A 25,182-nucleotide genomic window follows, 5' to 3' on the forward strand; every position below is an offset into this window, starting at 1 on the left:
GGTCGGCCTCGGGGGGCCGGCGTGTCGACCCCACCGGACCCCGACGCAGGGGTCCGTTCTGTCGCCCCCCTCGGCTAGCGTCGTCGTCGTGAGTCAGACGCCTGCCCAGACCTCCCCCACCGATCCCGCCGCGCTGGCCGCCCGCGCCGCCGACGACCTCGTCGCCGCCCTGGGCGGGCAGCACGACGTCGCCGTCGTCATGGGGTCGGGCTGGGCGCCGGCCGCCGACGCGTTCGGGCCGGCCGAGGCCAGCGTCGCGATCGGCGAGCTGCCGGGCTTCGCGGCACCGACGGTGACCGGGCACGGCGGGGAGATCCGCTCGGTCCGGGTCGGGGACACCCGCGTGCTGCTCTTCCTGGGCCGCACCCACCTCTACGAGGGACGCGGCGTCGAGCCCGTGGTGCACGGCATCCGGACGGCGGCCGCCGCCGGCGTGCGCACCGTGGTGCTGACCAACGCCGCGGGCGGTCTCTCCCCCGACCACACCGTCGGCCAGGCGGTGCTGATCAGCGACCACCTCAACCTGACCGCCCGCTCCCCGTTGGTGGGGGCGACCTTCGTCGACCTCACCGACCTCTACGCCAAGCGGCTGCGGGCACTGGCCCAGGAGATCGACCCCTCCCTCGTCGAGGGCGTCTACGCGGCCCTGCCCGGCCCGCACTTCGAGACCCCCGCCGAGATCCGGATGCTCACCACGATGGGCGCCGACCTGGTCGGCATGTCCACCGCACTGGAGGCCATCGCCGCCCGGGCCGCCGGCGTCGAGGTGTTCGGCCTGTCCATGGTCACCAACGCCGCCGCCGGCATCACCGGCGAGGCGCTGGACCACGTCGAGGTGCTGGAGGCCGGCAAGGCCGCCGCCGGGCGCCTGGGCGAGTTCCTGGTCGAGTTCATCGGCCGGCTGCCGCAGCAGGTGCAGGCATGAGCGGCCCCGTCCTGCTGACCGGCGCCGCCGGGTACATCGGCACCCTGCTGCGCGGCGGGCTGCCCGAGCGCGGGCACGCGCTGCGCTGCCTGGACGTCGTCCCGGTGACCGACACCCGGCCCGGCGAGGAGCACCTCGTCGCCGACGCCACCGACCTGGCTGCAGTGACCGCGGCCGCGCAGGGGGCCAGCGCGGTCGTGCACATGGCCGGCATCTCCACCGAGTCCACCTGGGAGGCGATCGCGCACGCCAACATCGACGGCACGTACGTGGCCCTCGAAGCCGCCCGGCTGGCCGGGGTGCCACGGGTCGTGCTGGCCAGCAGCAATCACGCCACCGGGATGTCGCCCCGGGTCGAGAACGCCCAGACCGACGCCCAGCCACGACCGGACACCTACTACGGGGTGTCCAAGGTGGCCATGGAGGCGCTCGGCTCGCTGTACGTCGACCGCTACGGCCTGGACGTCGTCTGCCTGCGGATCGGGTCGGCGCTGCCCGAGCCCCGCGCGCCGCGGCACCTGTCGACCTGGCTGTCCCCCGAGGACACCGTCGGCCTCGTCGACGCCGCCCTCACCGCACCCAGCCCCGGCTTCGCGGTCGTGTGGGGCGTGTCGGCCAACACCCGCAACTGGTGGGACCTGAGCTCGGCCCGCGCACTGGGTTACGAGTCCGTCGACGACGCCGAGATCTACGCCGAGGCGATCACCAGCGCGTACGGCGAGCCCACCCCGGGCACCGTCGAGCACGACCGGCTCGGTGGCGAGTTCGCCGGACCGGACTTCGCGATCGACGCGGTGACCGCCCGCGCCCAGCAGGCCGACCCGTCGTGACCGCGGGCGCCGGCCGGCCGGACCTCGACGCCGTCGCGCGCTGGGTCGCCGACGACCCGCATGCCGGTGACCGGGCCGAGCTGCAGCAGCTGCTCGACCGGACGGCCGCCGGGGACGACGCGGCCGCCGAGGACCTGGCCCAGCGCTTCGCCGGCACGCTGACCTTCGGGACCGCGGGGCTGCGTGGGCCACTGCGGGCCGGGCCGGCCGGCATGAACGCCGCCGTCGTGGCGCGGGCCGCCGCCGGCCTCGGCGCCCACCTGGCAGCGGAGGGGCTGGCCGGGCGCGGGATCGTGATCGGGTACGACGCACGGCACCGCTCCGACGAGTTCGCCCGGGTCAGCGCTCAGGTGCTGGCCGGCGCCGGGTTCGCCGTCCAGGTGCTGCCGCGGCCGCTGCCGACCCCGGTGCTGGCCTACGCGGTCCGGCACCTGGGCGCGGTCGCCGGGGTGATGGTCACCGCCAGCCACAACCCGCCACAGGACAACGGCTACAAGGTCTACCTCGGTGACGGCGCCCAGCTCGTGCCGCCCGCCGACCGGCAGATCGAGGCGGCCATCGGCTCCGTCGGCGCCGCCCGCGACCTGCCCCGCAGCGACGAGTGGACCACCCTGGACGACGACGTCGAGGCCGACTACGTGGCCGCCGTGGTGCACGCCCTGCAGCCCGACCGGGTCGACGCGCAGGCCCGCCGCCGGCTGGTCGTCGCGTACACGGCCATGCACGGCGTGGGGACGACGACCACCCGCAGCGTCTTCGCCGCGGCCGGGTTCTCCGCCCTGCACGCGGTGCCCGAGCAGGAGCACCCCGACCCGGACTTCCCGACCGTGTCCTTCCCCAACCCGGAGGAGCCCGGCGCCGTCGACCTGCTCACCGCGCTCGCCGACCGGGTGGGCGCGGACGTGGCGATCGCCGAGGACCCCGACGCCGACCGGTGCTCGGTGGTCTGCGGAGGACGCCAGCTCACCGGCGACGAGGTCGGCGCGCTGCTGGCGGACTGGCTGCTGCGCCGCGGGGTCACCGGCACCTACGCCGCCTCGCTGGTCAGCGGCTCCCTGCTGGCCGAGCTGACCGCCGCGCACGGGCAGCCCTCGGAGCGCACCCCGACCGGCTTCAAGTGGATCATCCGGGCCGGCTCGTCGCAGGCGCCGCTGGTCTACGGCTACGAGGAGGCGCTGGGTTACGCGGTGAGCCCCGGCGTGGCCCGGGACAAGGACGGGGTGTCCGCCGCACTGGCCGTCGCCCTGCTCGCGGCCGAGCTGGCCACGACGGGGCGCACGCTCACCGACCGGCTCGACGAGATCGCCGTCGAGCACGGCCTGTTCGCCACCGGCCAGCTGTCGGTCCGGGTCGAGGACCTGGCCGTCATCTCCGACGCCATGGCCCGGCTCCGGGCGCAGCCGCCGGCGACCCTGCTGGACTGCGCCGTCACCGTCGAGGACCTCGCCCGGGCGGAGACTCCGCTGGACGCGGTGCGGCTGACCGGCGACGGGGTGCGGGTCGTCGTCCGGCCCAGTGGCACCGAGCCCAAGCTCAAGGCCTACCTGGAGTCCGTCGTCCCGGTGCCGGACGCGGCCGGGGTGGCTGCCGCCCGCGCCCGCGGACAGGTCGACCTGGACCGGCTGCGCACGGAGATGTCCACCGCTCTGGGTCTCTGACCGCGCCGGAGACGACCGCGCCAGCGACGACCGCCCGGAGACGACCGAGGGGGCGCACCGGGACGGTGCGCCCCCTCAGGGCTCGAACGGGTGTGCCCGTCGGCTCAGCGCCAGTCCGACGGCGGGTAGTCCGGCGCCCGGTCCTGCGGGCCCGGGGTCCAGGACCCCGGCTGTGACGCCTGCGGCGGCGCGCCCCAGCCCGACTGGGCTCCCGGGGACTGCGGGCCCGGCTGCGCACCCCACGACTGCGCACCCCACGTCTGGGCACCCCACGGCTGCCCGTCCGGCCCTGCTGTGCCGTCGACGGGCGGGCCGTAGCGGTTGGGCCCCGGCTGGCCGGGGACGATGCCGCAGATCCCCAGCAGCGCCAGCTGCCCGAACACCGGCAGCACGTTGAGCAGCAGCCACCACGCCGACCGGCCCTGGTCGTGCAGCCGGGTGACCTGCGAGGCGATCGAGGGCACGACCGTCAACAGGCCCACGCCGGTGACGAACGGCCCGTACTCGATGGCCAGGGCCGCCTGGGAGTCCGCAGTGGCCACGTCCAGCGAGGTGTAGCCGAAGGACACGTCCACCGCGAGCGCCAGCGCGCTGAGCAGGAAGAACGGCAGCACGTAGTGCAACCAGAACACCCGACGGGTGATCCGGCCGCGCGGCACGTACCAGTTCAGGAAGTCCACGGTGTCCCCGTTCGTCGTGCGCGTGAGTGCCAGGACGACGGTAGCGCCCCGGGAGGCGCTTCAGCCGACGGTCTGCCGGCTGCCCGCCTCGATGGCCCGCTCGGCCGCGGCGAGCACCCGGACCTGCTCCGCCCCGAACGCGGCGTCGCACGGGTGTGCCCCGCCGGTCAGCGCGGCGGCCATCAGCTCGTCCACGGCGACCGCGTGCGCCTCACCCGCCGTGGCGCCGTCCTCGGGCAGCAGCACCAGGCGGCCGGCGTCACCGTGCACCCAGAAGTCCTCCCCGGCCGACAGCGTCGACGCCGTGGCCGACAGGGTGACCGTGCTGGTCGGCCCGGCCTCGTGCTCGAAGACGACGCTGACCGTGCCGTCGGCGGCGCGGGCGCCCTGCGCGGCGACGACCGGGCCCAGCGTCGGGGTCAGCAGCGACAACGCGTGCGGACCCAGGTCCCACAGCGGCGCACCCGGCTCGGCCCGCCAGACCGAGCCGCGGAACGGGCTGTCGGCGGCGAAGGTGCTGGCCAGCCAGGTCACCTGGCCGCCCACCAGCGACATCCGGGAGGCCTGGTCCAGCCAGGTGTGCGTCGAGGTGCGGAAGCGGTAGGTCACGAAGACCACCGAGGCGACCCCGGCCGCGGCCGTGGCCGCGACGACCCGGTCGGCGTCGGCGACCGACAGGGCGACCGGCTTCTCCAGCAGCACGTGGCAGCCGGCCTCGGCGGCCCGGACGGCCAGGTCGGGCTGCACCGAGGGCGGCACCGAGATGCTGACGGCGTCCACGTCGGCCAGCAGGGCGTCCAGGTCGTCGGTGCCGGGCACGTCGTACTCGGCGCCCAGCGCCTGCGCCTTGGCCGCGTCCCGGCCCCAGACGCCGACCAGCTCGGCCTGCGGGTGGGCGTGGAGCGACGCGGCGTGGACCGTGTTGGCCCAGAACCCGCTGCCCAGGACGGCGAAGCGCATCAGACGGCGCCGAACTGGCGGTCGCCGGCGTCGCCCAGGCCCGGGACGATGTAGGCGTTGGAGTTGAGCTCGGAGTCGATGCTGGCGGTGAAGACCCGCAACGGCAGCCCGGACTCCTCGAGCCGGGCGATGCCCTCGGGGGCGGCCAGCGCGCACAGCACGGTGATCGAGGTGCAGCCGCGCTCGGTGAGCAGCGTGCAGCAGTGCACCAGTGAGCCACCGGTGGCCAGCATCGGGTCCAACACGAAGACCTCCCGGTCGACGAGGGACTCCGGCAGCGAGGCCATGTAGGCCTCGGGCTGGAAGGTGACCTCGTTGCGGGCCAGCCCGACGAAGCCCATCTGGGACTCCGGCAGCAGGGAGTGCGCGGTGTCGGCCATGCCCAGGCCCGCCCGCAGCACCGGCACGATCAGCGGCGGGGCGGCCAGCCGGTAGCCGGTCGTCGTCGTCACCGGGGTGGTGATCTCGTACTCCTCGACCGCCAGCTCCCGGGTGGCCTCGAAGACCAGGAGCTCGGTGAGGTCCCGCAGCGCGGCGCGGAACGCGGCGTTGTCGGTGCGCTCGTCGCGCATCCGGGTCAGGCGGGCACGGGCGATCGGGTGGTCCACGACGGTGAGCTGCACGGCGGCCACCGTAACGGCAGGCGCCCGTGCTGTCGGTGGTGTCGGGGATGATGACGGGCGTGACACCCACCGGCAGCACTGCACTGGACCCCGCCGCACCGGGCGCCGTCGCCGCGCCGGGCGCCCCGCGGACCCTGGACGCCTACGCCGACGTCACCCGGTCCGACGCCGCCTTCCGTGCCTTCCTGCACGGGTTGCCGGGCGTCGACCAGGTCGGCGCCGAGGCCCGGGCCGCGCAGCTGGGCACCCGCTCGATCAAGACGACGGCGAAGGCCTGGGCGATCGACACCGCCATCTCGATGGTCGACCTGACCACGCTGGAGGGCGCGGACACCCCGGGGAAGGTGCGCGCGCTGGCCACCAAGGCCCGCCGTCCCGACGCCACCGACCCCGACTGCCCGCCCGTCGCCGCGGTCTGCGTCTACGGCGACCTCGCCGGGGTGGCCACCGAGGCGCTGGCCGGCAGCGGGATCCACACCGCCGCCGTCGCCACCGCGTTCCCCTCCGGCCGGGCCAGCCGGGCGGTGAAGCTGGCCGACGTCCGCGACGCCGTGGCCAACGGCGCCGACGAGATCGACATGGTCATCGACCGCGGCGCCTTCCTGGCCGGCCGCTACCTCGACGTGTTCGAGGAGGTCGTGGCCGTCAAGGAGGCCTGCGGAAGCGCGCACCTCAAGGTGATCCTGGAGACCGGCGAGCTGCGCACCTACGACGCGGTCCGCCGCGCCTCGTGGCTGGCCATGCTCGCCGGCGGGGACTTCATCAAGACCTCCACCGGCAAGGTCTCCCCCGCCGCCACCCTGCCGGTCTGCCTGGTGATGCTCGAGGCGGTCCGCGACTTCCGCGCCGCGACCGGGGTGCAGATCGGCGTCAAGCCCGCCGGCGGCATCAAGACCACCAAGGACGCCGTCAAGCACCTGGTGATGATCAACGAGGTCGTCGGGCCGGACTGGCTGTCGCCGGACTGGTTCCGCTTCGGCGCCTCCAGCCTCCTCAACGACCTGCTCCTGCAGCGCCAGAAGCTCCGCACCGGCCACTACTCCGGCCCCGACCACGTGAGCGTCGACTGATGAGCCCCTTCGAGTACGCCCCCGCCCCCGAGTCCCGCTCGATCGTGGACCTGCAGCCCAGCTACGGCCTGTTCGTCGACGGCGAGTTCACCCCCGGCCAGGGCACCCCCCTGACGACGGTCAACCCGGCGACCGAGGAGGTGCTCAGCGAGATCGCCGTGGGCACCGACGCCGACGTCGACCGCGCGGTCCGCGCCGCCCGCCGTGCCTTCACCCGGGTCTGGGGCCCGATGCGCCCGGCCGACCGCGGCAAGTACCTGTTCCGCATCGCCCGGCTGCTGCAGGAGCGGGCCCGGGAGTTCGCGGTCCTGGAGACCCTGGACAACGGCAAGCCGATCACCGAGTCCCGCGATGTCGACGTGCCCCTGGCCGCCGCGCACTTCTTCTACCACGCAGGGTGGGCCGACAAGCTCGACCACGTGGGCCTGGGCGCAGCCCCCCGTCCGCACGGTGTGGCCGGTCAGGTCATCCCGTGGAACTTCCCGCTGATGATGCTGGCCTGGAAGGTCGCCCCGGCCCTCGCGGCGGGCAACACCGTCGTCCTCAAGCCGGCCGAGACCACCCCGCTGACCGCGCTGCTGTTCGCCGAGGTCTGCCAGCAGGCCGACCTGCCCCCGGGCGTGGTCAACATCGTGACCGGCGCCGGGGACACCGGCCGGGCGGTCGTCGAGCACCCGGACGTGGACAAGGTCGCCTTCACCGGCTCGACCGAGGTGGGCAAGCAGATCGCCCGCGCCGTCGCCGGCACCTCCAAGGTGCTCACCCTGGAGCTGGGCGGCAAGGCCGCCAACATCGTCTTCGACGACGCGCCGATCGACCAGGCCGTCGAGGGCATCGTCCGCGGCATCTTCTTCAACCAGGGCCACGTCTGCTGCGCCGGCTCCCGGCTGCTGGTGCAGGAGTCGGTGCACGACGAGGTGATCGCCTCGCTGCAACGCCGCATCGGCACGCTGCGGGTCGGCGACCCGCTGGACAAGAACACCGACGTCGGGGCGATCAACTCCGCCGAACAGCTCGCCCGCATCAGGGAGCTCGTGGGCATCGGCGAGGCCGAGGGCGCGCACCCCTGGCAGCCCGCCGGCGAGCTGCCCGACCGCGGCTTCTGGTTCAAGCCGACTGTCTTCACCGACGTCTCCCCCGCCCACCGGATCGCCCGCGACGAGGTGTTCGGCCCGGTGCTGTCGGTGCTGACCTTCCGGACGCCGGACGAGGCGGTCGCCAAGGCCAACAACTCCACCTACGGGCTGTCGGCCGGCATCTGGTCGGAGAAGGGCTCGCGGATCCTGTCGATCGCGAACCAGCTCCGGGCCGGCGTGGTGTGGGCCAACACGTTCAACCAGTTCGACCCGACGTCGCCCTTCGGTGGCTACAAGCAGTCCGGCTACGGACGCGAGGGCGGCCGCCTGGGCCTGCGCGCGTACCTGAAGGAGTCCTGATGCCCGAGCGCCTCGAGGTCCGCAAGACCTACAAGCTCTACCTGGGCGGGAAGTTCCCCCGCTCGGAGTCCGGCCGCACCTACGAGGTCACCGACAGCCGCGGCCGGTTCGTCGCCAACGCCGCCTGGGCCTCCCGCAAGGACGCCCGGGACGCCGTCGTCGCCGCCCGCGGGGCCTTCGCCGGCTGGTCGGGTGCCACCGCCTACAACCGCGGCCAGGTGCTCTACCGGGTCGCCGAGGTGATGGAGGGCCGCGCGGCCCAGTTCGCCGACGAGGTCGCGGCCGGCGAGGGCCTGTCGGCGACCAAGGCCCGGGCCGCCGTCGACGCCGCGATCGACCGCTGGGTCTGGTACGCCGGGTGGACCGACAAGCTGGCCTCGGTGCTGGGCGGCACCAACCCGGTCGCCGGCCCCTACTTCGACTTCTCGCTGGTCGAGCCCACCGGCGTCGTCGCCGTGCTGGCGCCGCAGCGGTCCTCGCTGCTGGGGCTGGTCAGCGTGGTCGCCCCGGTCCTGGCCACCGGCTGCACCGCGGTGGTGGTCAGCTCGAAGGAGCGCCCGCTGCCGGCGATCACCCTGGGCGAGGTGCTGGCCACCTCCGACGTCCCCGGGGGCGTGGTCAACCTGCTCACCGGGGACGCCGCCGAGATCGGCCCGTGGCTGGCCGAGCACGCCGACGTCGACGGCATCGACCTGGCGGGCTCCGGGACGACGGCGATGGAGCTGGAGCGCTCGGCGGCGGGCACGCTCAAGCGGGTGCTGCGCACCACCGCCGAAGAGCCCGACTGGACCGCCGACCCCGGCCTGTCCCGGATGACCCCGTTCCTGGAGACCAAGACGGTCTGGCACCCGATCGGCCTCTGAACCCGTCTCCTCGCGCCTCCCCGAGTGGGGCCCCACCCCCAGTGGGTGGCTCAGCCTCCTGACGGGTGGCTCAGCCTCCTGACGGGCGGTTCAGCCTCCTGCTGAGCGGCTCAGCCACCCCACGGGTGGCTGAGCCGCTGCGGACGGTGGCTGGACCACCTGGCAGGGGCATGAGCCACCGTCGACGGTGGCTGGACCACCTGCTGGGCGGCTCAGCCACCCAGCGAGGGAAGAGGCGGGCGGGGCGTTGCGGCGCGTGGGGGACGGTGGTGCCGCGCGGGCCGGCTCAGCGGTCGCGGAGGAGCTGCTCCAGCAGCGCCTGCAGCGGGGCGGTGTCCGGGCGGCCGGACAGGCCGGCCAGGCCCTCCAGGTACAGCCCGTCACCGACCAGTCGGACCAGCCTCGCCAGGACCGGGTCGGGGATCCGGTGCTCGAGGGCGGCGGTCCAGGCCCGGTCGGCGTCGGCGAGGGCGGCCCGGGCCGGGGTGAGACCGGCGCCGGCCAGCCGGAGCGCGGCCTGGTAGGTCCGGGTGAGCGGCCCCTGCGCGTCCTCCGCCGAGGAGGTCAGCCAGTAGGCGACGGCGCCCTCGGGCGCGGCGAGCAGAGCCTGGACGTCGGCCTCCACGAAGACCCGGAGCCGTTCGCCAACGCCCTCGACGAGGGCCTCCTTGCTCGGGAAGTGGTAGAGCAGGCCACCCTTGGACACCCCGGCTGCCGAGGCCACGGCGTCCAGCGTCACGGCGGCGCCCCCGCCGTCGACGAGCAGGGTCTCGTAGGCGTCGAGCACGCGGTCACGGTTCGAGGGACGGGGCACGGATCGTTACTGTACCGTCTGGACGGTACAAGCCTGCACCGAGTGAACGCGTCGAGCGAACGAGGACCCATGAGCACCGCCACGGTCGGCACCCCGGCCACCAGCACCCCCCGCGCCGGACGACGGGAGTGGCTCGGCCTCGCCGTGCTGATGCTCCCGGTCCTGCTCGTCTCCGTGGACGGCACGGTGCTGACCTTCGCCGTCCCCTCGATCACCCGGGCGCTGGTGCCCAGCGGAACCGAGCTGCTGTGGGCCGTGGACGTCTACCCGCTGGTGCTCGCCGGCCTGCTCATCACCGCCGGCACGCTGGGCGACCGGTTCGGCCGCCGGCGGATGCTGCTGATCGGCGCCGCCGGGTTCGGCATCGCCTCGGTGCTGGCCGCCTACGCCCCCGACATCCGCTGGCTGATCGCCGCCCGCGCCCTGCAGGGCCTGTTCGGGGCGGCGCTGATGCCCTCGACGCTGTCCCTGCTGCGCAACCTGTTCCTGGACCGGCAGCAGCGGCGGCTGGCCATCGCCGTCTGGGCGGCCGGGTTCTCCGGCGGCGCGGCCCTGGGCCCGATCCTGGGTGGCTACCTGCTCGAGCACTACTGGTGGGGCTCGGTCTTCCTGGTCAACGTGCCCGTGCTCGCCGCGCTGCTCGTCGTCGGCCCGCTGCTGCTGCCCGAGTCCCGGGACCCCTCCCCCGGACGGCTGGACCTGGTCAGCGTCGGGCTCTCGCTCACCACGATGCTGCCCGTCGTCTACGCCATCAAGACCCTGGCCACCGGCGAGGTGTCGGTGACCAGCGTGGGTGCGGCGGTCCTCGGCGTCGCCAGCGGGATCACCTTCGTCCGCCGCCAGCTCACCCACCGCGACCCGCTGATGGACCTGCGCCTGTTCCGCTCCCGGGTGGTCAGCGCCGCGATCAGCGCCAACCTGCTGAGCATCGCCGCGCTCACCGGCCTGCTGCTCATCACCTCGCAGTACCTGCAGCTCGTGCTGGACGTCAGCCCGCTGGACGCCGGCCTGCTGCTGGTCCCCGGCCTGGTCGCCTCGGTGCTCGCCGGGCTGGCCGCCGTCCCGCTGGCCAAGGTCGTCCCGGTGCGCTGGCTGGTCGTCACCGGGCTGCTGCTCGGGGTCGCCGGCTACGTCGTCGCCACCCGGCTGGGCCCGGACTCCGACGTCGCCGTCGTCGTGCTGGCCTTCGGCCTCGTCGCGGCCGGTGCCGGGCTGTCGGAGACCCTCACCAACGACGCGATCCTCACCGCCGCGCCGCCCGAGCGCGCCGGGCAGGCCAGCGCGGTCAGCGAGACCGCGTACGAACTGGGCACCGGGCTCGGCGTCGCGGTCCTGGGCAGCGTGCTCGGCGCGGTCTACACCGCCCGGCTCGTCCTGCCCGCGGGCGTGGACGGCGCGGACGCCACCGCGGCCGGGACGCTCGGCGGCGCCGTCGACGTCGCCGACCGCCTGCCGGGCGACACCGCAGCCGCCCTGACGGCCAGCGCGCAGGACGCCTTCAGCGCCGGGATGGACGCCGCGGCCGGCATCGGGGCGGTCGTGATGGTGGGCGCCGTCGTCCTCGTGGCGACCGTCTGGCGGGCGGACCGGACACCGCAGGACGACCCGCGGGGCTGATCACAGCCGGACACGGCAGGATGGGCCCGTGGCCAGGCCCAGCATCGTCCCGATCGCCCTCACCCTCGACGACCGCACCGGCTACACGCTGTGGGCTCCCCCGTGGGAGGAGGACGGCGAGGAGTGGCAGGCGTTCCTCGGCGGCACCGAGGGCGACACCTCCGTGGTGCACCTGTTCCCCTCCCCGGCCGCCCTCGCCGACTTCTGCCGCAGCCGCACCGACCACGACCTGGCCGACCACCCCGTGTGGCCGGTCGTGGCCGGGCTGGACGCCGCGGACCTCACGCCCGACGACGACCACCGCTACGACCTCGACGGCGTCTACGACGTCCTGGCCGAGAACCCCGACCGGTGGGCCGTCGAGGAGCTGGCCGCGACGTTCGAGATCGTCGGCCGGCTGGCCGAGGTCTGCGACACCGCCCCCGACGAGGACGAGGACGACGACGCGGACGACGACGAGACCGCGTTCGAGTCCGTCGCCGAGCTGATGGCCAAGCCCGAGGTCGCGATGCTCGGGCTCGGCATCGACGCGTTCGTCGGCCGGGCCGGCGAGGACGCCTGGATCTCCCTGGGCGGCGCCGTCGACGAGCTGTTCGAGGACGTCGTCGAGGAGCTCGACGAGCACCTGGACTGGACCGGCGCGGGCACCACCGACGCGGACTCCTACCCCTCGGCCAGCGAAGAGGCCGAGACCGTCGTCGGGGACGCCGAGACCGAGACCGACGACGATGACGACGATGACGACGACGCCACCCCGGCGCGGGCGACCGACCGGGTGCCCGCCGGTTCCACGGCGGCTCCCGTCGAGACCGTCACCCCCACCAGCGAGATCCGCAGCGCCAGCCGGCTCACCGCCTCCCCGGCCGCCGTCGCCGCGGCCCAGGAGTTCTGGGAGGCCGTCGGCATCCTGCCCGTCGAGGTCGTCGTCCCCGAGGGCGCCGGGCTGACCCTGCGCTGCTACGTCGAGGACGAGGCCCGCTTCCTGGGCCGGGACGGCGAGGTCTTCCTCTTCGGCACCCCGGTCGAGCTGGCCGCCTTCATCGCCGGCGACGAGACCCACGACCTCACCGAGATCGCGTCCTGGGCCGAGGTGGCCGACACCGACACCCTGCCGTTGCCTGCCGACCAGGACCGCTACGACCTCACCGAGCTGGCCGAGGTCCTCTCCGAGGTCGCCGACGGTGCTGCCGGGCTGGTCGACCACGGCGTCCTCACCCAGCCCGTCGAGGGCGTGCGAGACCTGGCCGAGTACGCCGGTCTGGCGCGGGTCGAGGAACTGCTGGGATCGGGGACCCCGCTGGGCCAGGCGGTGGCCCGCAGCGAGCGCGAGCCGCAGGCCGCCTTGCGCGCCGAGGACGCCGCCGCCCTGACCGGGCCGTGGGACGACGTGGTCGCCGAGGTCAGCGGGGCCCTGGTCTTCCGCGACTGAGAGAGGACCCGGCTGCCCCCCGCGACGTGCTCCGCGCGCCGCGGGACCCTGCAGCCGGGCCGTTGCGGCTCTGCTGGACGACGAACGGCCGGTCCCCTCCGAGGAGGGGACCGGCCGTCAGCCGTGCGTCAGGTCAGTACGAGCGGGCCGGGCGCGGGGGGCGCCCACCCTGGCCGCCACCGGTGGGGCGGGCGCCGGGCGAACGGCGGTCCCCGTAGGTGGGCCGGTCACCGGCCGGGCGGGCCGGACGGTCACCGTAGGAGGGCCGGTCACCGGCCGGGCGGGCCGGACGGTCACCGTAGGAGGGGCGGTCGCCGGCCGGGCGGGCGGGACGGTCGCCGAAGCCCTCGCGACGGGGACGACGGTCGCCGCCACCCTCGCGACGCGGGCGCCCCGAGGACGAGCCGCCCCGCGAGGGACGGACCGGACGCTCGACGGGCTCCACGTGCACACCGGAGGCGACGAGCTCGGCGATCGGGGCGTCGCCCGGACGGATCCGGGACACGTCGGTGTTCACCGCGGCCTGGCGGAAGCGGCGCTTGGCCTGGCCCACCTGGTCGGGCAGCAGCAGCGAGACGACGACACCCGCGGCACCGGCGCGCGCGGTGCGGCCGGAGCGGTGCAGGTAGGTCTTGTGGTCTGCCGGCGGGTCGTAGTGCAGGACCAGCGACACGTCGTCGACGTGGATGCCGCGAGCGGCGACGTCGGTGGCGACCAGGACCGGCGAGCGGGCGTCGGTGAACGCCTCGAGCGCACGGCGACGGGCCGACTGCGGCAGACCGCCGTGGATCGGCTCGGCCTTGATGCCGACCTGCTGCAGGTTGTCGGCGAGCCGGTCGGCGCCGTGCTGGGTGCGCACGAAGATGATCGTGCGGCCCGGGCGGGCGGCGAGCTGCTCGGTGACCCGCAGGCGGTCCGGGAAGGACACGCTGTAGGCGCGGTGCTCGGCCGGCGGCGCGGAGTCCGCGGCGGTGACGACCGAGTGGCGGGCCGGGTCCTTGAGGTAGCGGCGGACCAGGCTGTCGACCTCACCGTCGAGGGTCGCGGAGAACAGCAGCCGCTGACCGTCGGTGCGGGTCTGGTCGAGCAGCTCCTTGACCACGGGCAGGAAGCCCAGGTCGGACATGAAGTCCGCCTCGTCGATGATCGAGATCTCGACGTCGGCCAGGGAGCACTCGCCCTGGTTGATCAGGTCCTGCAGCCGGCCCGGCGTCGCGATGACGACGTCGACACCGCGGCGCAGCTGCTGGATCTGGCGGTACATCGAGGCACCGCCGTACACCGCAGCGAGCTGGACACCGTTGGACTGGCCCAGGGGGGCCAGCGCGTCGTGCACCTGCTGGGCGAGCTCGCGGGTCGGGACGAGCACGAGGCCACGCGGGGCGCGGCGGCCGTGCTGGACGTCCTGGCCGAGGCGGTGCAGCAGGGGCAGACCGAAGGCCAGCGTCTTGCCGGAACCGGTGGCGGCCTTGCCGAGCACGTCGCGGCCGGCCATGGCGTCGGGCAGCGCCGACGTCTGGATGGCGAAGGGGTGCCGGATGCCCTTGCGCTCCAGCGCGGTGACCAGCTGCTGCTGGAGACCGAGCTCGGCGAAGGAGGGTCCGGTGGGCTCGGGGGCCGCCTCGACCACGGGGGTCTCGGTGACGGCCTCGGCGGCCTCAGGGGTGGTGGTGCTGGTGTCGACAGAGTCGAACGAGGACAAGCGGGAACTCCGATACAGATCGGGGCGCGTCCCGTGGGTGGTGCAGGGCTGCCGGGAGGACCGGCGCCTTCACTGGTGATCGCGTGCGTCGACTGTGACGCTGGATCTGCACGGATGCGCTCTTCCCCGGACAGGACCGTCCGGGAGGATGGCCGGCACTCGCCGGCACACCCAGGTTAGCAGCGATCCGCCCCGTGGCATTCCCGCCGTCGGGTGGGCAGTGTCACCCCGGGTCTCACCCCCGTGTCGCCCCCCGTGTCGCCCGCAGCGTCAGCCGAGCAGGTCGGCGTACCCCGCCCGGACGTCGGCGAGAAGCCGCGCGCGGTCCTCCTCGGGGAGGAACGCACCGGCCACGGCGCGCTCGGTGACGGTCTGCACGTCGTCCCAGCCCCAGCCGTGCGCCTGGACGACGGCGGCGAACTCGCTGGTCACCGACACCCCGCTCATCAGCCGGTTGTCGGTGTTGAGGGTGACGGCGAAGCCGGCCCGGTGCAGCCGCCCCACGGGGTGGCGGGCCAGCGAGGAGTACGCACCGGTCTGCACGTTGGACGACGGGGCGACCTCGAGGGTCACCTGCTCGTCGAGCACCCGCTGGGCCAGCGGGCCGAGGGGGCCGCCGTCCTCGGGCACCTCGTCGGCGATCCGCACACCGTGGCCCAGGCGCTCGGCCCGGGCACCGTCCAGGGCGCCGCGGATGCTCTCGATGCCGTCGGCCTCCCCGGCGTGGATCGTGCGGTGGGCGTGCGCCCGGTCCAGCTCGGCGATGGCCGAGGGGTGCCGGTCGGCCGGGAAGCCGATCTCGGGGCCGGCCAGGTCGAAGCCCACGACACCGGCGTCGCGGTAGCGGACCACCAGGCCGACGACCTCGTCCCAGCGGTCGGCCTGGCGCATGGCGCACAGCAGCGCGCCGACCCGGATGGGGGTGCCCCGGTCCACGGCCTCCCGGGCACCGGTGGCGAAGCCGTCGAGGATGGCCTCGACCGCGGCCTCGATCGGCATCCCGGACAGCAGCTCGGGGGCCATCCGGACCTCGGCGTGCACGACGCCGTCGGCGGACAGGTCCAGCGCGCACTCCCGGGCGACCCGGTGCACGGCCTCGGGGGTCTGCATGACCCCGACGGTGTGCGCGAAGGTCTCCAGGTAGCGGACCAGCGAGCCGGAGTCGGCGGCCTGCCGGAACCAGGCACCCAGGGACTCCGCGTCCTGTGCGGGCAGCGCGGTGTAGCCCACGGCGTCGGCCAGCTCGAGCACGGTCTGCGGCCGCAGCCCGCCGTCCAGGTGGTCGTGCAGCAGCACCTTGGGGGCGCGGGCGAGGGTCTCCGGGGTCAGCGGCGCGGGCATCCGCAGGACGCTACCCGCCCCGGGTGGACCGCCGGTGGCAGCCTCGACGACGAGTCCTGGCCCCGATGGCGGTCGCAGGGGACGACGACGCGGCGGACCCGAGGACGGGACCGACACACTGCGCGCAGGCAGGCTGCCGCGCTGGGTCAGCCGTCGGCCTTGTCCCGCCAGCGGAACGTCATCACGCACAGACCCAGGCCGATGACGACCCAGGCCAGCAGGACCAGTGCGACCCGGCCCAGCTCCCAGCTGCCGGCCGGTTCGCTCAGCGCCAGCTGCTCGGGCAGGAACACCGAGCGCAGGCCCTGGGCCATCCACTTGAGCGGGAAGACCGAGGCGATGGTCTGCATCCAGGTGGGGATCTGGTCGAAGCGGAAGAACACCCCGGAGATGAACTGCAGCACGAGCGCGAACGGGGTGACCGTCGCCGAGGCCGAGCGGCCGTTCTTGGCCAGGCTGGAGACGGCGATGCCCAGCAGCGTGCAGGCCGCCGAGCCCAGCAGCGCCACCCACAGGAAGGTCAGCCACTGGGTGCCGCTGGGCAGGTCGATGCCGTAGAGCACCACCCCGACCAGCAGCAGGATGACGATCGTCGCCACGGTGACCGCGAAGACCTGGACGATCTTGCCGATGAAGTAGGCGCTCTTGGGCATCGGCGTGCCCGACAGGTGCTTGAGGGTGCCGTCGCTGCGCTCGGTGGCGATGCCGATGGCCATGTTCTGCAGGCTGGCGCCCAGGATGCCCGCGGCGATGACGCCGGCCATGAAGTACTGGGTGAAGCTGACCCCGCCGCCGATGTCGTAGTCCAGGACGGCACCGAAGACGACCAGCAGGATCACCGGGAACATCAGGGTGAACACGACGGACTCGCGCTGCCGGAAGAACTCCTTCAGCTCCACCCCGGCGCGGACCCGGTAGACCCGCGCGAGCGCGGGCAGCCGGGTGGTGGGCGCGGTCATGCCGACTGGCCGATCATCTGCAGGTACACGTCTTCCAGGGTCGGGCGGGCGACGGCGAGGTCGGGCACCTCGCCGGGGAACCGGGCTGCCAGCCCGGCGACGAACGCGGTCGGGGTGGGCGTGGCCTCGGTGCGGCGGGCGCCGTCCTCGGTCCAGCTGACGACGGCGGGCGCCTGCCCGCGACCGCCCAGCTCGGCGGGGACCGCGACCTCCACGAGCCGCCCGGCGGTGATGACGCCGACCCGGTCGGCCAGCTCCTCGGCCTCGTCCAGGTAGTGCGTGGTGAGCAGCATCGTCGTCCCCAGCTCGCGCAGGGAGCGGATCAGCGACCAGAACTGCCGGCGGGCCTCGGGGTCGAAGCCGGTGGTGGGCTCGTCCAGGAACAGCAGCGCGGGCTTGCCGACGATGCCCAGCGCGACGTCGAGCCGGCGGCGCTGGCCTCCGGACAGCGAGCGGCCGCGGGCCCTGGCCTTCTCGGTCAGCCCGACCAGCTCGAGGACCTCGGCGGGGTCGCGGGGGTCGGGGTAGTACGCGGCCTGCGCGGTGAGCAGCTCCAGGCAGGTGAGCTGGCTGTCCCCGGCGCCGGACTGCAGCACGATGCCGATGTCGGCCCGCCAGCGTCGCCCGCCCGACGCGGGGTCCACCCCGAGAACGGCAACGTCGCCGCCGTCCCGCGAGCGGTAGCCCTCGAGCACCTCGACGGTGGTGGTCTTGCCGGCGCCGTTGGGGCCCAGGAGCGCGAAGATCTCACCGCGCCGGATGTCGAGGTCCAGGCCGTCGACGGCGTTGCGGTCGCCGTAGCGCTTGACCAGACCGCGGACGCTGATCGCGGCGTCGGGGTCCAGCGGGGTGGTCGGCTGCTCCGCGACGGGCGCGGGGGTGGTGCTCACGGGGAACGAGTGTCCCCCATCGACCTGGGTGGAGTGCCACGCAGCAGGGAACCTGCGCTGTGGCACTCCACTCAGGCGGTGATGCGGTCGACCACCAGGGGCAGCGGGACGTCGTCGGTGTCCACCCCGACGGCGCCCTCGAGGGCGCCCAGGGCGCGCTCGATGCGGGAGGCGTCGTCGGTCTGCAGCTCCAGCAGCGGCTGCCCGGCGGTCACCTGCTCCCCCACCCCGGCGTGCCAGACGACGCCCGCGGACGCCGAGACCGGGTCCTCCTTGCGGGCCCGGCCGGCACCCAGCCGCCACGCGGCGACACCGAGGGAGAAGGCGTCCAGCCGGGTCAGCGTGCCGGTGGCCGGGGCCACCACGACGTGCCGCTCGGTGGGCTGGGGCAGGGCCGCGTCGGGGTCCCCGCCCTGGGCGCGGATCATCGCCCGCCACACGTCCATGGCGCGGCCGTCGGCCAGTGCCGCGGCGGGGTCGACGTCACCGCGGCCGGCGCCGGCGAGCATCTCCCGGGCCAGCGCCAATGTCAGCTCGACCAGGTCGGCCGGTCCCCCGCCGGCCAGCACCTCGAGGGACTCCGCGACCTCGACGGCGTTGCCCGCCGCGCGGCCCAGCGGGCGGTCCATCGCCGTCACCAGGGCCACGGTGTGCACGCCGGCGGCCTCACCCAGGCCGACCATGGTGCGGGCCAGCTCGCGGCTGCTCTCGACGTCCTTCATGAAGGCACCGCTGCCGGTCTTGACGTCCAGGACCAGCGCGTCCGCGCCCTCGGCGATCTTCTTGCTCATGATCGAGCTGGCGATCAGCGGGATCGACTCGACGGTGCCGGTGACGTCGCGCAGCGCGTAGAGCAGCTTGTCCGCCGGGGCCAGGTCGTTGCCGGCTGCACACACCACCGCGCCCACGTCGCGCAGCTGCTGCACGTACTCCTCGTCGGTGAGCTGCGCGCGCCAGCCGGGGATGGCCTCCAGCTTGTCCAGCGTGCCGCCGGTGTGCCCCAGCCCGCGCCCGGACAGCTGCGGGACGGCGACGCCGCAGGCGGCCACCAGGGGCGCCAGCGGCAGCGTGGTCTTGTCCCCCACCCCGCCGGTCGAGTGCTTGTCCGCGGTCGGCCGGCCCAGGCCGGTGAGGTCCTTGCGGACGCCGGAGTCGATCATCGCCTGGGTCCAGGTGGCCAGCTCGGCCGGCGTCATGCCGCGGAAGAACACGCTCATCAGCAGCGCGCTCATCTGCTCGTCGGGCACCTGGCCGGCGGTGTACGCGCCGATGACCCAGCGGATCTGGTCACCGGTGAGCTCGACGCCGTCCCGCTTGGCCCGGATGACGTCGATGGCGTCGTGGGTGCTCACCGGGCGGCCGCCGCGACCAGGTCCTCGGGGCCGAAGGCGTCCGGGAGCACCTCGCGCATCGGCACGATCCCCAGCGACACCGTCTCGATCATCATCTCTGCGCCGCCGAACTCCCAGAGCAGCTGCCGACAGCGCCCGCAGGGCATCAGCGGCTGCCCGTCCCCGCCGACGCACGCGACGGCGACCAGGCGGCCGCCACCGGAGCGGGCCAGCTCGCTGACCATGCCGCACTCGGCGCACAGCCCGATGCCGTACGAGGCGTTCTCCACGTTGCAGCCGGTGACCACCCGGCCGTCGTCGACCAGCCCGGCGACGCCGACCGGGAAGTGCGAGTACGGGGCGTAGGCGTGCGTCATGGCCTCGCGGGCCGCCGAGCGCAGCGCGTCCCAGTCGATCTCGGGCATCAGTGTTCGCCTCTCCGGTACACGAGTCCGTCGGCCTTGGGCATCCGCAGCCGCTGGGAGGCCAGTGACAGCACCAGCAGCGTGGTGATGTGCGGGGTGAAGGAGACGATGCCCTCGGGCAGCTCGTCGATGGTCAGGTAGGCGCTCAGCGAGGCCGCGGCGAAGACCGCAGCGGTGACGGCCTGGGCCAGCTTGCGGCGGGTGACCTGGTAGACGGCCACGGCCAGCAGCAGGACCGCGACCAGCAGGAGCAGCGCGACGACGCCGGTGCGGCTGCGCAGCTGCAGGGCGTCGGCGAAGCCGAAGAGCCCGGCGCCGGCGGCCAGGCCGCCGGGGCGCCAGTTGCCGAAGATCAGCGCGGCCAGGCCGATGAAGCCACGGCCGTTGGTCTGGCCCTCGCGGTAGATGTTGGCGATGAAGACCAGGAAGACACCGCCCAGGCCGGCCAGGGCGCCGGAGACGATGACGGCGGTGTACTTGAGCCGGTAGACCGGCACGCCCAAGGAGTCCGCGGCGGCCGGGTTCTCCCCGCAGGAGCGCAGCCGCAGCCCGAACGCGGTCTTCCACAGCAGCAGGTAGGCCGCGGGCACCAGCAGGACGGCGACGACGGTGAGCACCCCGACGCCGGAGGACACCCCACGCAGCACCCCGGCCAGGTCGCTGAGCAGGAACCAGCCCTTGGACTCCAGGTCCCCCAGCAGGTCCGGGCCGGAGGACAGCACCGGCAGCGAGAACGTCGGCGGCCGGGAGGACAGCGCCGGGGACTGGGTGACGCCACCGCCGGCCGGGTTGTCGGTGTAGAGCGTCTCGGACAGGAACCGGACGACACCGCCGGCCAGGATGTTGATCGCGACGCCGGAGATGACGTGGTCGACACCGAAGGTCACGGTGGCCACGGCGTGCAGCAGCCCACCCAGGGCGCCCATGACCAGTCCGCCGACGACCGCGCCCTGCCAGCCCCACTGGTAGCCGGCGAACCCGGCGCCCCAGGTGCCCAGGATCATCATCCCGTCCAGGCCGATGTTGACCACGCCGGCGCGCTCGGCGAACAGACCGCCCAGGGCGACCAGCAGCAGCGGCACGGCCAGCAGCAGGGTGGCGGCCATCGTCGAGGACGACGTCAGCGCCTGCTGCCCGGAGACCACCCGCACGGCGGAGACCAACACCAGCAGGCCCACGACGATCCAGGTGATCCGGCGGCCCCGGCCACCGCCCAGGAAGAGCTCGGTCACCGGCCCGCGCGAGGGGGCGGTGGCGACGGCGCTGCTCATGAGGTGCTCCCCGTCGGGCTGGTGCGGCCGGCGGCGCCGGTGGCGTTGGTCAGGGCGGGTCCGGTGCCGACCGGACCGTCCGGCGGCGGTCCGCCGTCGGGTCCCTGGCCGCCGCCGGTGCTGCCGTCCCCGGTGGAGGGCGGGGCCACGGCGCTGCCGGACTCGGCCTGGCGGCGGGTGATCCGGCGGGATACCTCGTTGGCCACGACCACGGCCAGCACGATGGTGCCCTGGATGATCGTGACCACCGAGGACGGGATGCCGGCGATCTGCAGCGGCACCGCCGCCCGGTCGAGGAAGGCGAAGAGCACCGCGGCGATGGCGATGCCCAGTGGGTTGTTGCGGCCCAGCAGGGCCACCGCGATGCCCAGGAAGCCCAGTCCCGAGGTGAACTCGGTGCCGTAGGTGTGGTTGGAGCCCAGCAGGTCGGGCAGGCCGATCAGCCCGGCGGTGGCACCGGAGAGCAGCATGGTGGTGAGGACCATCCGGCGGGCGTTGACGCCGCTGGCCGAGGCCGCCGACGCCGACAGGCCGGTGGCCCGCAGGTCGAAGCCGAACCGGGTGCGCTTGATGACGACCGCGACCACGACGCCCACGACGAGGGCGACCAGCAGGAAGCCGTAGAGCTGCCGCGGCGGGTCGGCCAGGCCGATGGCGCCGAAGACCCCGTTGAGCGAGGGGAACCAACCCGACTCCGGGATCTCCTCGGTCGTGATGATCGAGGCGCCGGGCTCACTGCCGCGCAGCGGGCCGGTGAGCAGGAAGGACGCCAGCCCCAGCGCGATGAAGTTCAGCATGATCGAGCTGATCACCTCGCTGACGCCGCGGGTGACCTTGAGGACGGCGACGATGCCCGCCCACACCGCCCCCACCAGCATCGCCACGACGATGATCACCAGCACGTGCAGCGGGGCGGGCAGCGAGACCGCGGCCCCGGCGCCGGCGGCGAGCACGGTGGCCATCCGGTACTGGCCCTCGACGCCGATGTTGAACAGGCCCATCCGGAAGGCCACGGCCACCGCGAGACCGGCCAGGAAGAGCGGGACCGCCCGGTTGAGCACCACCACGATCGCGGTGGTCTGCTGGCTGGGGGTGTCGCCGAAGTCGACCATCACCTCCAGCGCCCGGAAGGGGTCCACGCCGATGGCCAGCATGACCGCCGCGGAGATCACCAGGGCGATGAGGACGGCCAGGACCGGGGCCAGCAGGGTCTGCCCGACACGGGTCAGCGCCTTCACGCCGCACCCGCCGGGGTGCCCGCGACCGCACCGGTCATGTAGCCGCCGAGCTGCTCGGGGGTGACCTCACCGGGGTCCAACGTGGCGACGACGCCGCCGCGCAGCATGACGGTGAGCGTGTCGGACAGGCCGATCAGCTCGTCCAGGTCCGCCGAGATCAGCACGATCCCCATCCCCTCCGCGCGGGCGTCCTTGAGCAGCTCCCAGATGACGGACTGGGCACCGACGTCGACCCCCCGGGTGGGGTGCGCGGCGATGAGCAGCCGCGGCTTCGCGCTCATCTCGCGGCCGACGATGAGCTTCTGCTGGTTCCCGCCCGACAGCGCCACGGCCAGGGTGTCCGGCCCGGGGGCCCGCACGTCGTACTCGCGCATGATCCGCTCGGTGTCGGCGACGGCGCCCTTGCGGTCGATGAAGAAGCCCTTGGCCGACGGCGCCTCGGTCTGGTGGCCCAGCACCCGGTTCTCCCACAGCGGGGCCTCCAGCAGCATGCCCTGGCGGTGCCGGTCCTCGGGGATGAACCCGATGCCCCGCTCCCGGCGGGTGCGGGTGGTCCAGCCGGTGATGTCCTCGGCGCCCAGCACGATGGTGCCGGCGGCCAGCGGGCGCAGGCCCATGATCGCGTCCACCAGCTCGGCCTGGCCGTTGCCCTCGACACCGGCGATGCCCAGCACCTCGCCCTCGCGGACGGTCAGCGTCACCTCGTCCACCGCGGGGCGGGTGCCCTGCCCGGCGACGGTGACCCCGGTCAGCTGCAGCACCGGGGTGTCCCGGACGGTGGAGGTGCGGGTCTGCGGGGTGGGCAGCTGGGCCCCGACCATCATCTCGGCCAGCTGCTTGGCCGTCGTCGTCGCCGGGTCCGCGGTGCCCACGGTCGTGCCCCGGCGGATCACGGTGATGGAGTCCGCGACCTTGCGGACCTCGTCGAGCTTGTGGGAGATGAAGATGACCGTCAGACCCTCGCGCTTGAGCTCGGCCAGGTTGCCGAAGAGCTCGTCGACCTCCTGGGGCACCAGCACCGCGGTCGGCTCGTCCAGGATCAGCGTGGTCGCCCCGCGGTAGAGCACCTTGGCGATCTCCACCCGCTGCCGGTCACCCACGCCCAGGTCCTCGACCAGGTCGTCGGGCTGCAGCCCCAACGCGTAGGCGTCGGAGATCTCGGTGATCCGGCGGCGGGCGGCGGCACCGATGCCGTGCGCCTTCTCCGCGCCCAGGACCACGTTCTCCAACACCGTCAGGTTGTCGGCCAGCATGAAGTGCTGGTGCACCATGCCCACGCCGGCCGCGATCGCGTCCCCGGGGCTCTTGAAGACGACCTCACGGCCGTCGAGCAGGATCTGCCCCTCGTCGGGGCGGTGCATGCCGTACAGGGTCTTCATCAGCGTCGACTTGCCGGCGCCGTTCTCCCCCACGATCGCGTGCACCTCACCGCGGGCCACCCGCAGCTCGATGTCTGAGTTCGCGACCACCCCGGGGAACCGCTTGGTGATCCCCCGCAGCTCCACCGCGAGGGGTGCTGACTCCGTCACTGGGTGCCTCTCTCGACGCCGTCTCGGTCGTGCCTCGTGGTCCTGCCCGGCCGCACGATCTGCGGCGGTGCGGGCGCGCAGGCCCGTCGTCGTCCCGACGGGAGGACGGTACACAGCAGAAACGGCGGGCCCGGACGTGTACCGCCCGGGCCCGCCGTCGCTGTGCAGGGAGTGCTGAGACCTCCGGTGCCGCGATCAGCGGCCCGAGGTCACGGGGTCTCGGGGACCGTGACCTCGCCGTCGACGATCTGCTGGGTGTAGTCGTCGATGGTGCTCTGGATGTCGTCGATGAACCCACCGGAGTAGGACAGGCCCACGCCCTCGGTGGACAGGTCGTTGACCACGTCGACGCCACCCTCGACGGACCCGTCGACGACGGTGCCGATGTAGGCCTCCACCGCGTTGTCCACGCGCTTGAGGACCGAGGTCATGATGACCGACTGCAGCGAGGCGTCACCGACGGTCTCGTACTGGTCGGAGTCGACGCCGATCGCCCGGCCGCCCGAGGCGGCAGCGGCCTGGAAGACACCGGTGCCCGAACCGCCGGCGGCGGCGTAGACGATGTCCGCGCCACCGTCGAACATGCCCTGGGCGACGACCTGGCCACGGGCCGGGTCGTTGAAGCCGGAGAAGTCACCGGCCGGGGAGATGTACTGCACGTCGACGATGACGTCGGGGTTCACGGCCTGCGCACCGGCGGTGAAGCCGGCCTCGAAGGACTGGATCAGCGGGGTCTCGACGCCACCGACGAAGCCGACGTGGTCGGTCTCGGACTTGGTGGCCGCCGCGACGCCGCCGAGGAAGGAGCCCTCGTTGGCGGCGAAGAGCAGACCGGTCACGTTGTCGGCGACGTCCACACCGGTGGAGTCGACGACCGCGAAGTCGACGTCGGGGTACTGGGTGGCGACCTCGCCGATGACGTCGCCGTAGGCGAAGCCCACCGCGATGATCGGGTTGAAGCCCTGGTCGGCCAGCTGGGTCAGCAGGTCCGCCCGGTTGGAGGCGTCGCTGTTGGGCGAGAGCTCCTGGATGTTGTCCTCGGCCGTGCCACCGAAGGCCTCCACCGCAGCCTCGACGCCGGCGTAGGCGGAGTCGTTGAAGGACTTGTCACCCCGGCCGCCGGTGTCGTAGGCGAGACCGATCTGCGGCATCTCGCTGCTGTCACCGCCGCCGCTGCCACCACTGCCGCTGGTGTCCTCGTCGCTGGCACACGCGGCCAGGGCCAAGCTGCCGGCCAGCAGCAGGGCTGCGGCCTTCATCCCACGCGCTCGGCGCAAGACGATCTCCTCTCGTATGGGGCTCCCGCCCACCCGCGGGTAGAGGGGTGCCCCGGGGTGTGCACTCCGGTCCCGCTGCCCGCAGCCACGCAGAAGACCGGTGGCGCCAGCAACGACTCCGGCACGCTAACCGCGGGCGCTCGGGCTGCGGGGGGTCCGGCCGGACACCGAGACCCGATCGTTAGGACCCGGCAACACCCACCACACACCCGGTCCCGGCGCAGCGCCCCGATCATCAGGACCCGGCAACACCCACCACACACCCGGTCCCGGCGCAGCGCCCCGATCATCAGGACCCGGCAACACCCACCACA

At 73.9% G+C, this 25,182-nt stretch carries 22 protein-coding genes; 8 read left to right on the forward strand and 14 right to left on the reverse strand.

Features of this window, described 5'->3' with window-relative positions:
• Positions 1-88: 88 nt before the first annotated feature.
• From AC0IVP_RS03670 to AC0IVP_RS03680, 3 genes are read left to right on the forward strand one after another with little or no spacing between them, the layout of a single operon-like run.
• The gene (locus tag AC0IVP_RS03670) at positions 89-925 is read left to right on the forward strand and encodes a purine-nucleoside phosphorylase (RefSeq protein WP_200938677.1); all 837 of its coding nucleotides are present in this window, start codon (positions 89-91) and stop codon (positions 923-925) included.
• Positions 922-1,755 carry an NAD-dependent epimerase/dehydratase family protein gene (locus AC0IVP_RS03675; RefSeq protein ID WP_056288931.1) on the forward strand — a complete coding sequence of 278 codons (834 nt, stop codon included), beginning with the start codon at positions 922-924 and terminating at the stop codon, positions 1,753-1,755. The genes AC0IVP_RS03670 and AC0IVP_RS03675 overlap by 4 nt, the downstream gene beginning before the upstream one ends.
• Positions 1,752-3,413, forward strand: coding sequence for a phospho-sugar mutase (locus AC0IVP_RS03680; protein ID WP_471754653.1), 1,662 nt, complete (start codon positions 1,752-1,754; stop codon positions 3,411-3,413). The genes AC0IVP_RS03675 and AC0IVP_RS03680 overlap by 4 nt, the downstream gene beginning before the upstream one ends.
• Positions 3,414-3,517: 104 nt before the next feature.
• Here the strand turns inward: AC0IVP_RS03680 and AC0IVP_RS03685 are convergent, their stop codons facing one another.
• The 3 genes from AC0IVP_RS03685 to upp are packed head-to-tail and all read right to left on the reverse strand — an operon-like array spanning position 3,518 to position 5,676.
• Positions 3,518-4,093, reverse strand: coding sequence for a DUF805 domain-containing protein (locus tag AC0IVP_RS03685; protein ID WP_471754655.1), 576 nt, complete (start codon positions 4,091-4,093; stop codon positions 3,518-3,520).
• A gap of 60 nt (positions 4,094-4,153) precedes the next feature.
• A complete protein-coding gene (locus AC0IVP_RS03690) occupies positions 4,154-5,053 on the reverse strand; it encodes a Gfo/Idh/MocA family protein (RefSeq protein ID WP_056288938.1) in 900 nt (299 codons plus the stop codon).
• Positions 5,053-5,676 (reverse strand): uracil phosphoribosyltransferase, encoded by a 624-nt coding sequence (gene upp / locus AC0IVP_RS03695; RefSeq protein WP_471754657.1) that lies wholly within the window; start codon positions 5,674-5,676, stop codon positions 5,053-5,055. Before upp ends, AC0IVP_RS03690 begins: the two co-directional genes overlap by 1 nt.
• 59 nt (positions 5,677-5,735) lie before the next feature.
• Here upp and deoC point away from each other — a divergent pair, with 59 nt between their 5' ends.
• Genes deoC through AC0IVP_RS03710 form a run of 3 tightly spaced genes read left to right on the forward strand, consistent with a single transcriptional unit; the run spans position 5,736 to position 9,045 of the window.
• The gene (gene deoC, locus AC0IVP_RS03700; protein ID WP_471754659.1) at positions 5,736-6,746 is read left to right on the forward strand and encodes a deoxyribose-phosphate aldolase; all 1,011 of its coding nucleotides are present in this window, start codon (positions 5,736-5,738) and stop codon (positions 6,744-6,746) included.
• Positions 6,746-8,182: an aldehyde dehydrogenase family protein gene (locus AC0IVP_RS03705; protein ID WP_471754661.1), complete on the forward strand. Its 1,437-nt coding sequence runs from the start codon at positions 6,746-6,748 to the stop codon at positions 8,180-8,182. The genes deoC and AC0IVP_RS03705 overlap by 1 nt, the downstream gene beginning before the upstream one ends.
• Positions 8,182-9,045: an aldehyde dehydrogenase family protein gene (locus AC0IVP_RS03710; RefSeq protein ID WP_471754663.1), complete on the forward strand. Its 864-nt coding sequence runs from the start codon at positions 8,182-8,184 to the stop codon at positions 9,043-9,045. Before AC0IVP_RS03705 ends, AC0IVP_RS03710 begins: the two co-directional genes overlap by 1 nt.
• A gap of 286 nt (positions 9,046-9,331) precedes the next feature.
• Here the strand turns inward: AC0IVP_RS03710 and AC0IVP_RS03715 are convergent, their stop codons facing one another.
• Positions 9,332-9,859 (reverse strand): TetR/AcrR family transcriptional regulator, encoded by a 528-nt coding sequence (locus tag AC0IVP_RS03715; RefSeq protein WP_082556462.1) that lies wholly within the window; start codon positions 9,857-9,859, stop codon positions 9,332-9,334.
• A gap of 69 nt (positions 9,860-9,928) precedes the next feature.
• On the opposite strand from AC0IVP_RS03715, the gene AC0IVP_RS03720 reads away from it, so the two are divergent.
• Together AC0IVP_RS03720 and AC0IVP_RS03725 are read left to right on the forward strand one after the other, a co-directional pair.
• Positions 9,929-11,476 (forward strand): MFS transporter, encoded by a 1,548-nt coding sequence (locus AC0IVP_RS03720; protein WP_471754665.1) that lies wholly within the window; start codon positions 9,929-9,931, stop codon positions 11,474-11,476.
• 28 nt (positions 11,477-11,504) lie between these two features.
• Entirely contained in the window at positions 11,505-12,905 is a 1,401-nt protein-coding gene (locus tag AC0IVP_RS03725; protein ID WP_471754667.1) for a hypothetical protein, read from the forward strand.
• A gap of 133 nt (positions 12,906-13,038) precedes the next feature.
• Here the strand turns inward: AC0IVP_RS03725 and AC0IVP_RS03730 are convergent, their stop codons facing one another.
• The 10 genes from AC0IVP_RS03730 to AC0IVP_RS03775 all read right to left on the reverse strand — a co-directional run bounded on the left by AC0IVP_RS03730 (position 13,039) and on the right by AC0IVP_RS03775 (position 24,868).
• Positions 13,039-14,607, reverse strand: a complete 1,569-nt coding sequence (locus AC0IVP_RS03730; RefSeq protein WP_471754669.1) for a DEAD/DEAH box helicase — start codon at positions 14,605-14,607, stop codon at positions 13,039-13,041.
• 270 nt (positions 14,608-14,877) lie between these two features.
• Positions 14,878-15,948: an adenosine deaminase gene (locus tag AC0IVP_RS03735; protein WP_471754671.1), complete on the reverse strand. Its 1,071-nt coding sequence runs from the start codon at positions 15,946-15,948 to the stop codon at positions 14,878-14,880.
• 146 nt (positions 15,949-16,094) lie between these two features.
• Positions 16,095-16,907, reverse strand: coding sequence for an ABC transporter permease (locus AC0IVP_RS03740; protein ID WP_056288961.1), 813 nt, complete (start codon positions 16,905-16,907; stop codon positions 16,095-16,097).
• On the reverse strand, positions 16,904-17,797 hold the full coding sequence (locus tag AC0IVP_RS03745) for an ABC transporter ATP-binding protein (RefSeq protein ID WP_200938678.1): 894 nt from the start codon (positions 17,795-17,797) through the stop codon (positions 16,904-16,906). The genes AC0IVP_RS03740 and AC0IVP_RS03745 overlap by 4 nt, the downstream gene beginning before the upstream one ends.
• A 71-nt stretch (positions 17,798-17,868) precedes the next feature.
• Positions 17,869-19,149, reverse strand: coding sequence for a thymidine phosphorylase (locus tag AC0IVP_RS03750; RefSeq protein WP_056288964.1), 1,281 nt, complete (start codon positions 19,147-19,149; stop codon positions 17,869-17,871).
• Positions 19,146-19,553, reverse strand: coding sequence for a cytidine deaminase (locus AC0IVP_RS03755; RefSeq protein ID WP_056288966.1), 408 nt, complete (start codon positions 19,551-19,553; stop codon positions 19,146-19,148). The genes AC0IVP_RS03750 and AC0IVP_RS03755 overlap by 4 nt, the downstream gene beginning before the upstream one ends.
• Positions 19,553-20,824 (reverse strand): ABC transporter permease, encoded by a 1,272-nt coding sequence (locus tag AC0IVP_RS03760; RefSeq protein WP_056288969.1) that lies wholly within the window; start codon positions 20,822-20,824, stop codon positions 19,553-19,555. The genes AC0IVP_RS03755 and AC0IVP_RS03760 overlap by 1 nt, the downstream gene beginning before the upstream one ends.
• Positions 20,821-22,062: an ABC transporter permease gene (locus AC0IVP_RS03765; protein ID WP_235564364.1), complete on the reverse strand. Its 1,242-nt coding sequence runs from the start codon at positions 22,060-22,062 to the stop codon at positions 20,821-20,823. The genes AC0IVP_RS03760 and AC0IVP_RS03765 overlap by 4 nt, the downstream gene beginning before the upstream one ends.
• Positions 22,059-23,591, reverse strand: coding sequence for an ABC transporter ATP-binding protein (locus tag AC0IVP_RS03770; protein WP_471754673.1), 1,533 nt, complete (start codon positions 23,589-23,591; stop codon positions 22,059-22,061). The genes AC0IVP_RS03765 and AC0IVP_RS03770 overlap by 4 nt, the downstream gene beginning before the upstream one ends.
• A gap of 209 nt (positions 23,592-23,800) precedes the next feature.
• Entirely contained in the window at positions 23,801-24,868 is a 1,068-nt protein-coding gene (locus AC0IVP_RS03775; RefSeq protein WP_471754675.1) for a BMP family lipoprotein, read from the reverse strand.
• Between the last annotated feature and the right edge of the window lie 314 nt (positions 24,869-25,182).

The sequence above is a fragment of the Klenkia sp. AC732 genome (genome assembly GCF_979256525.1).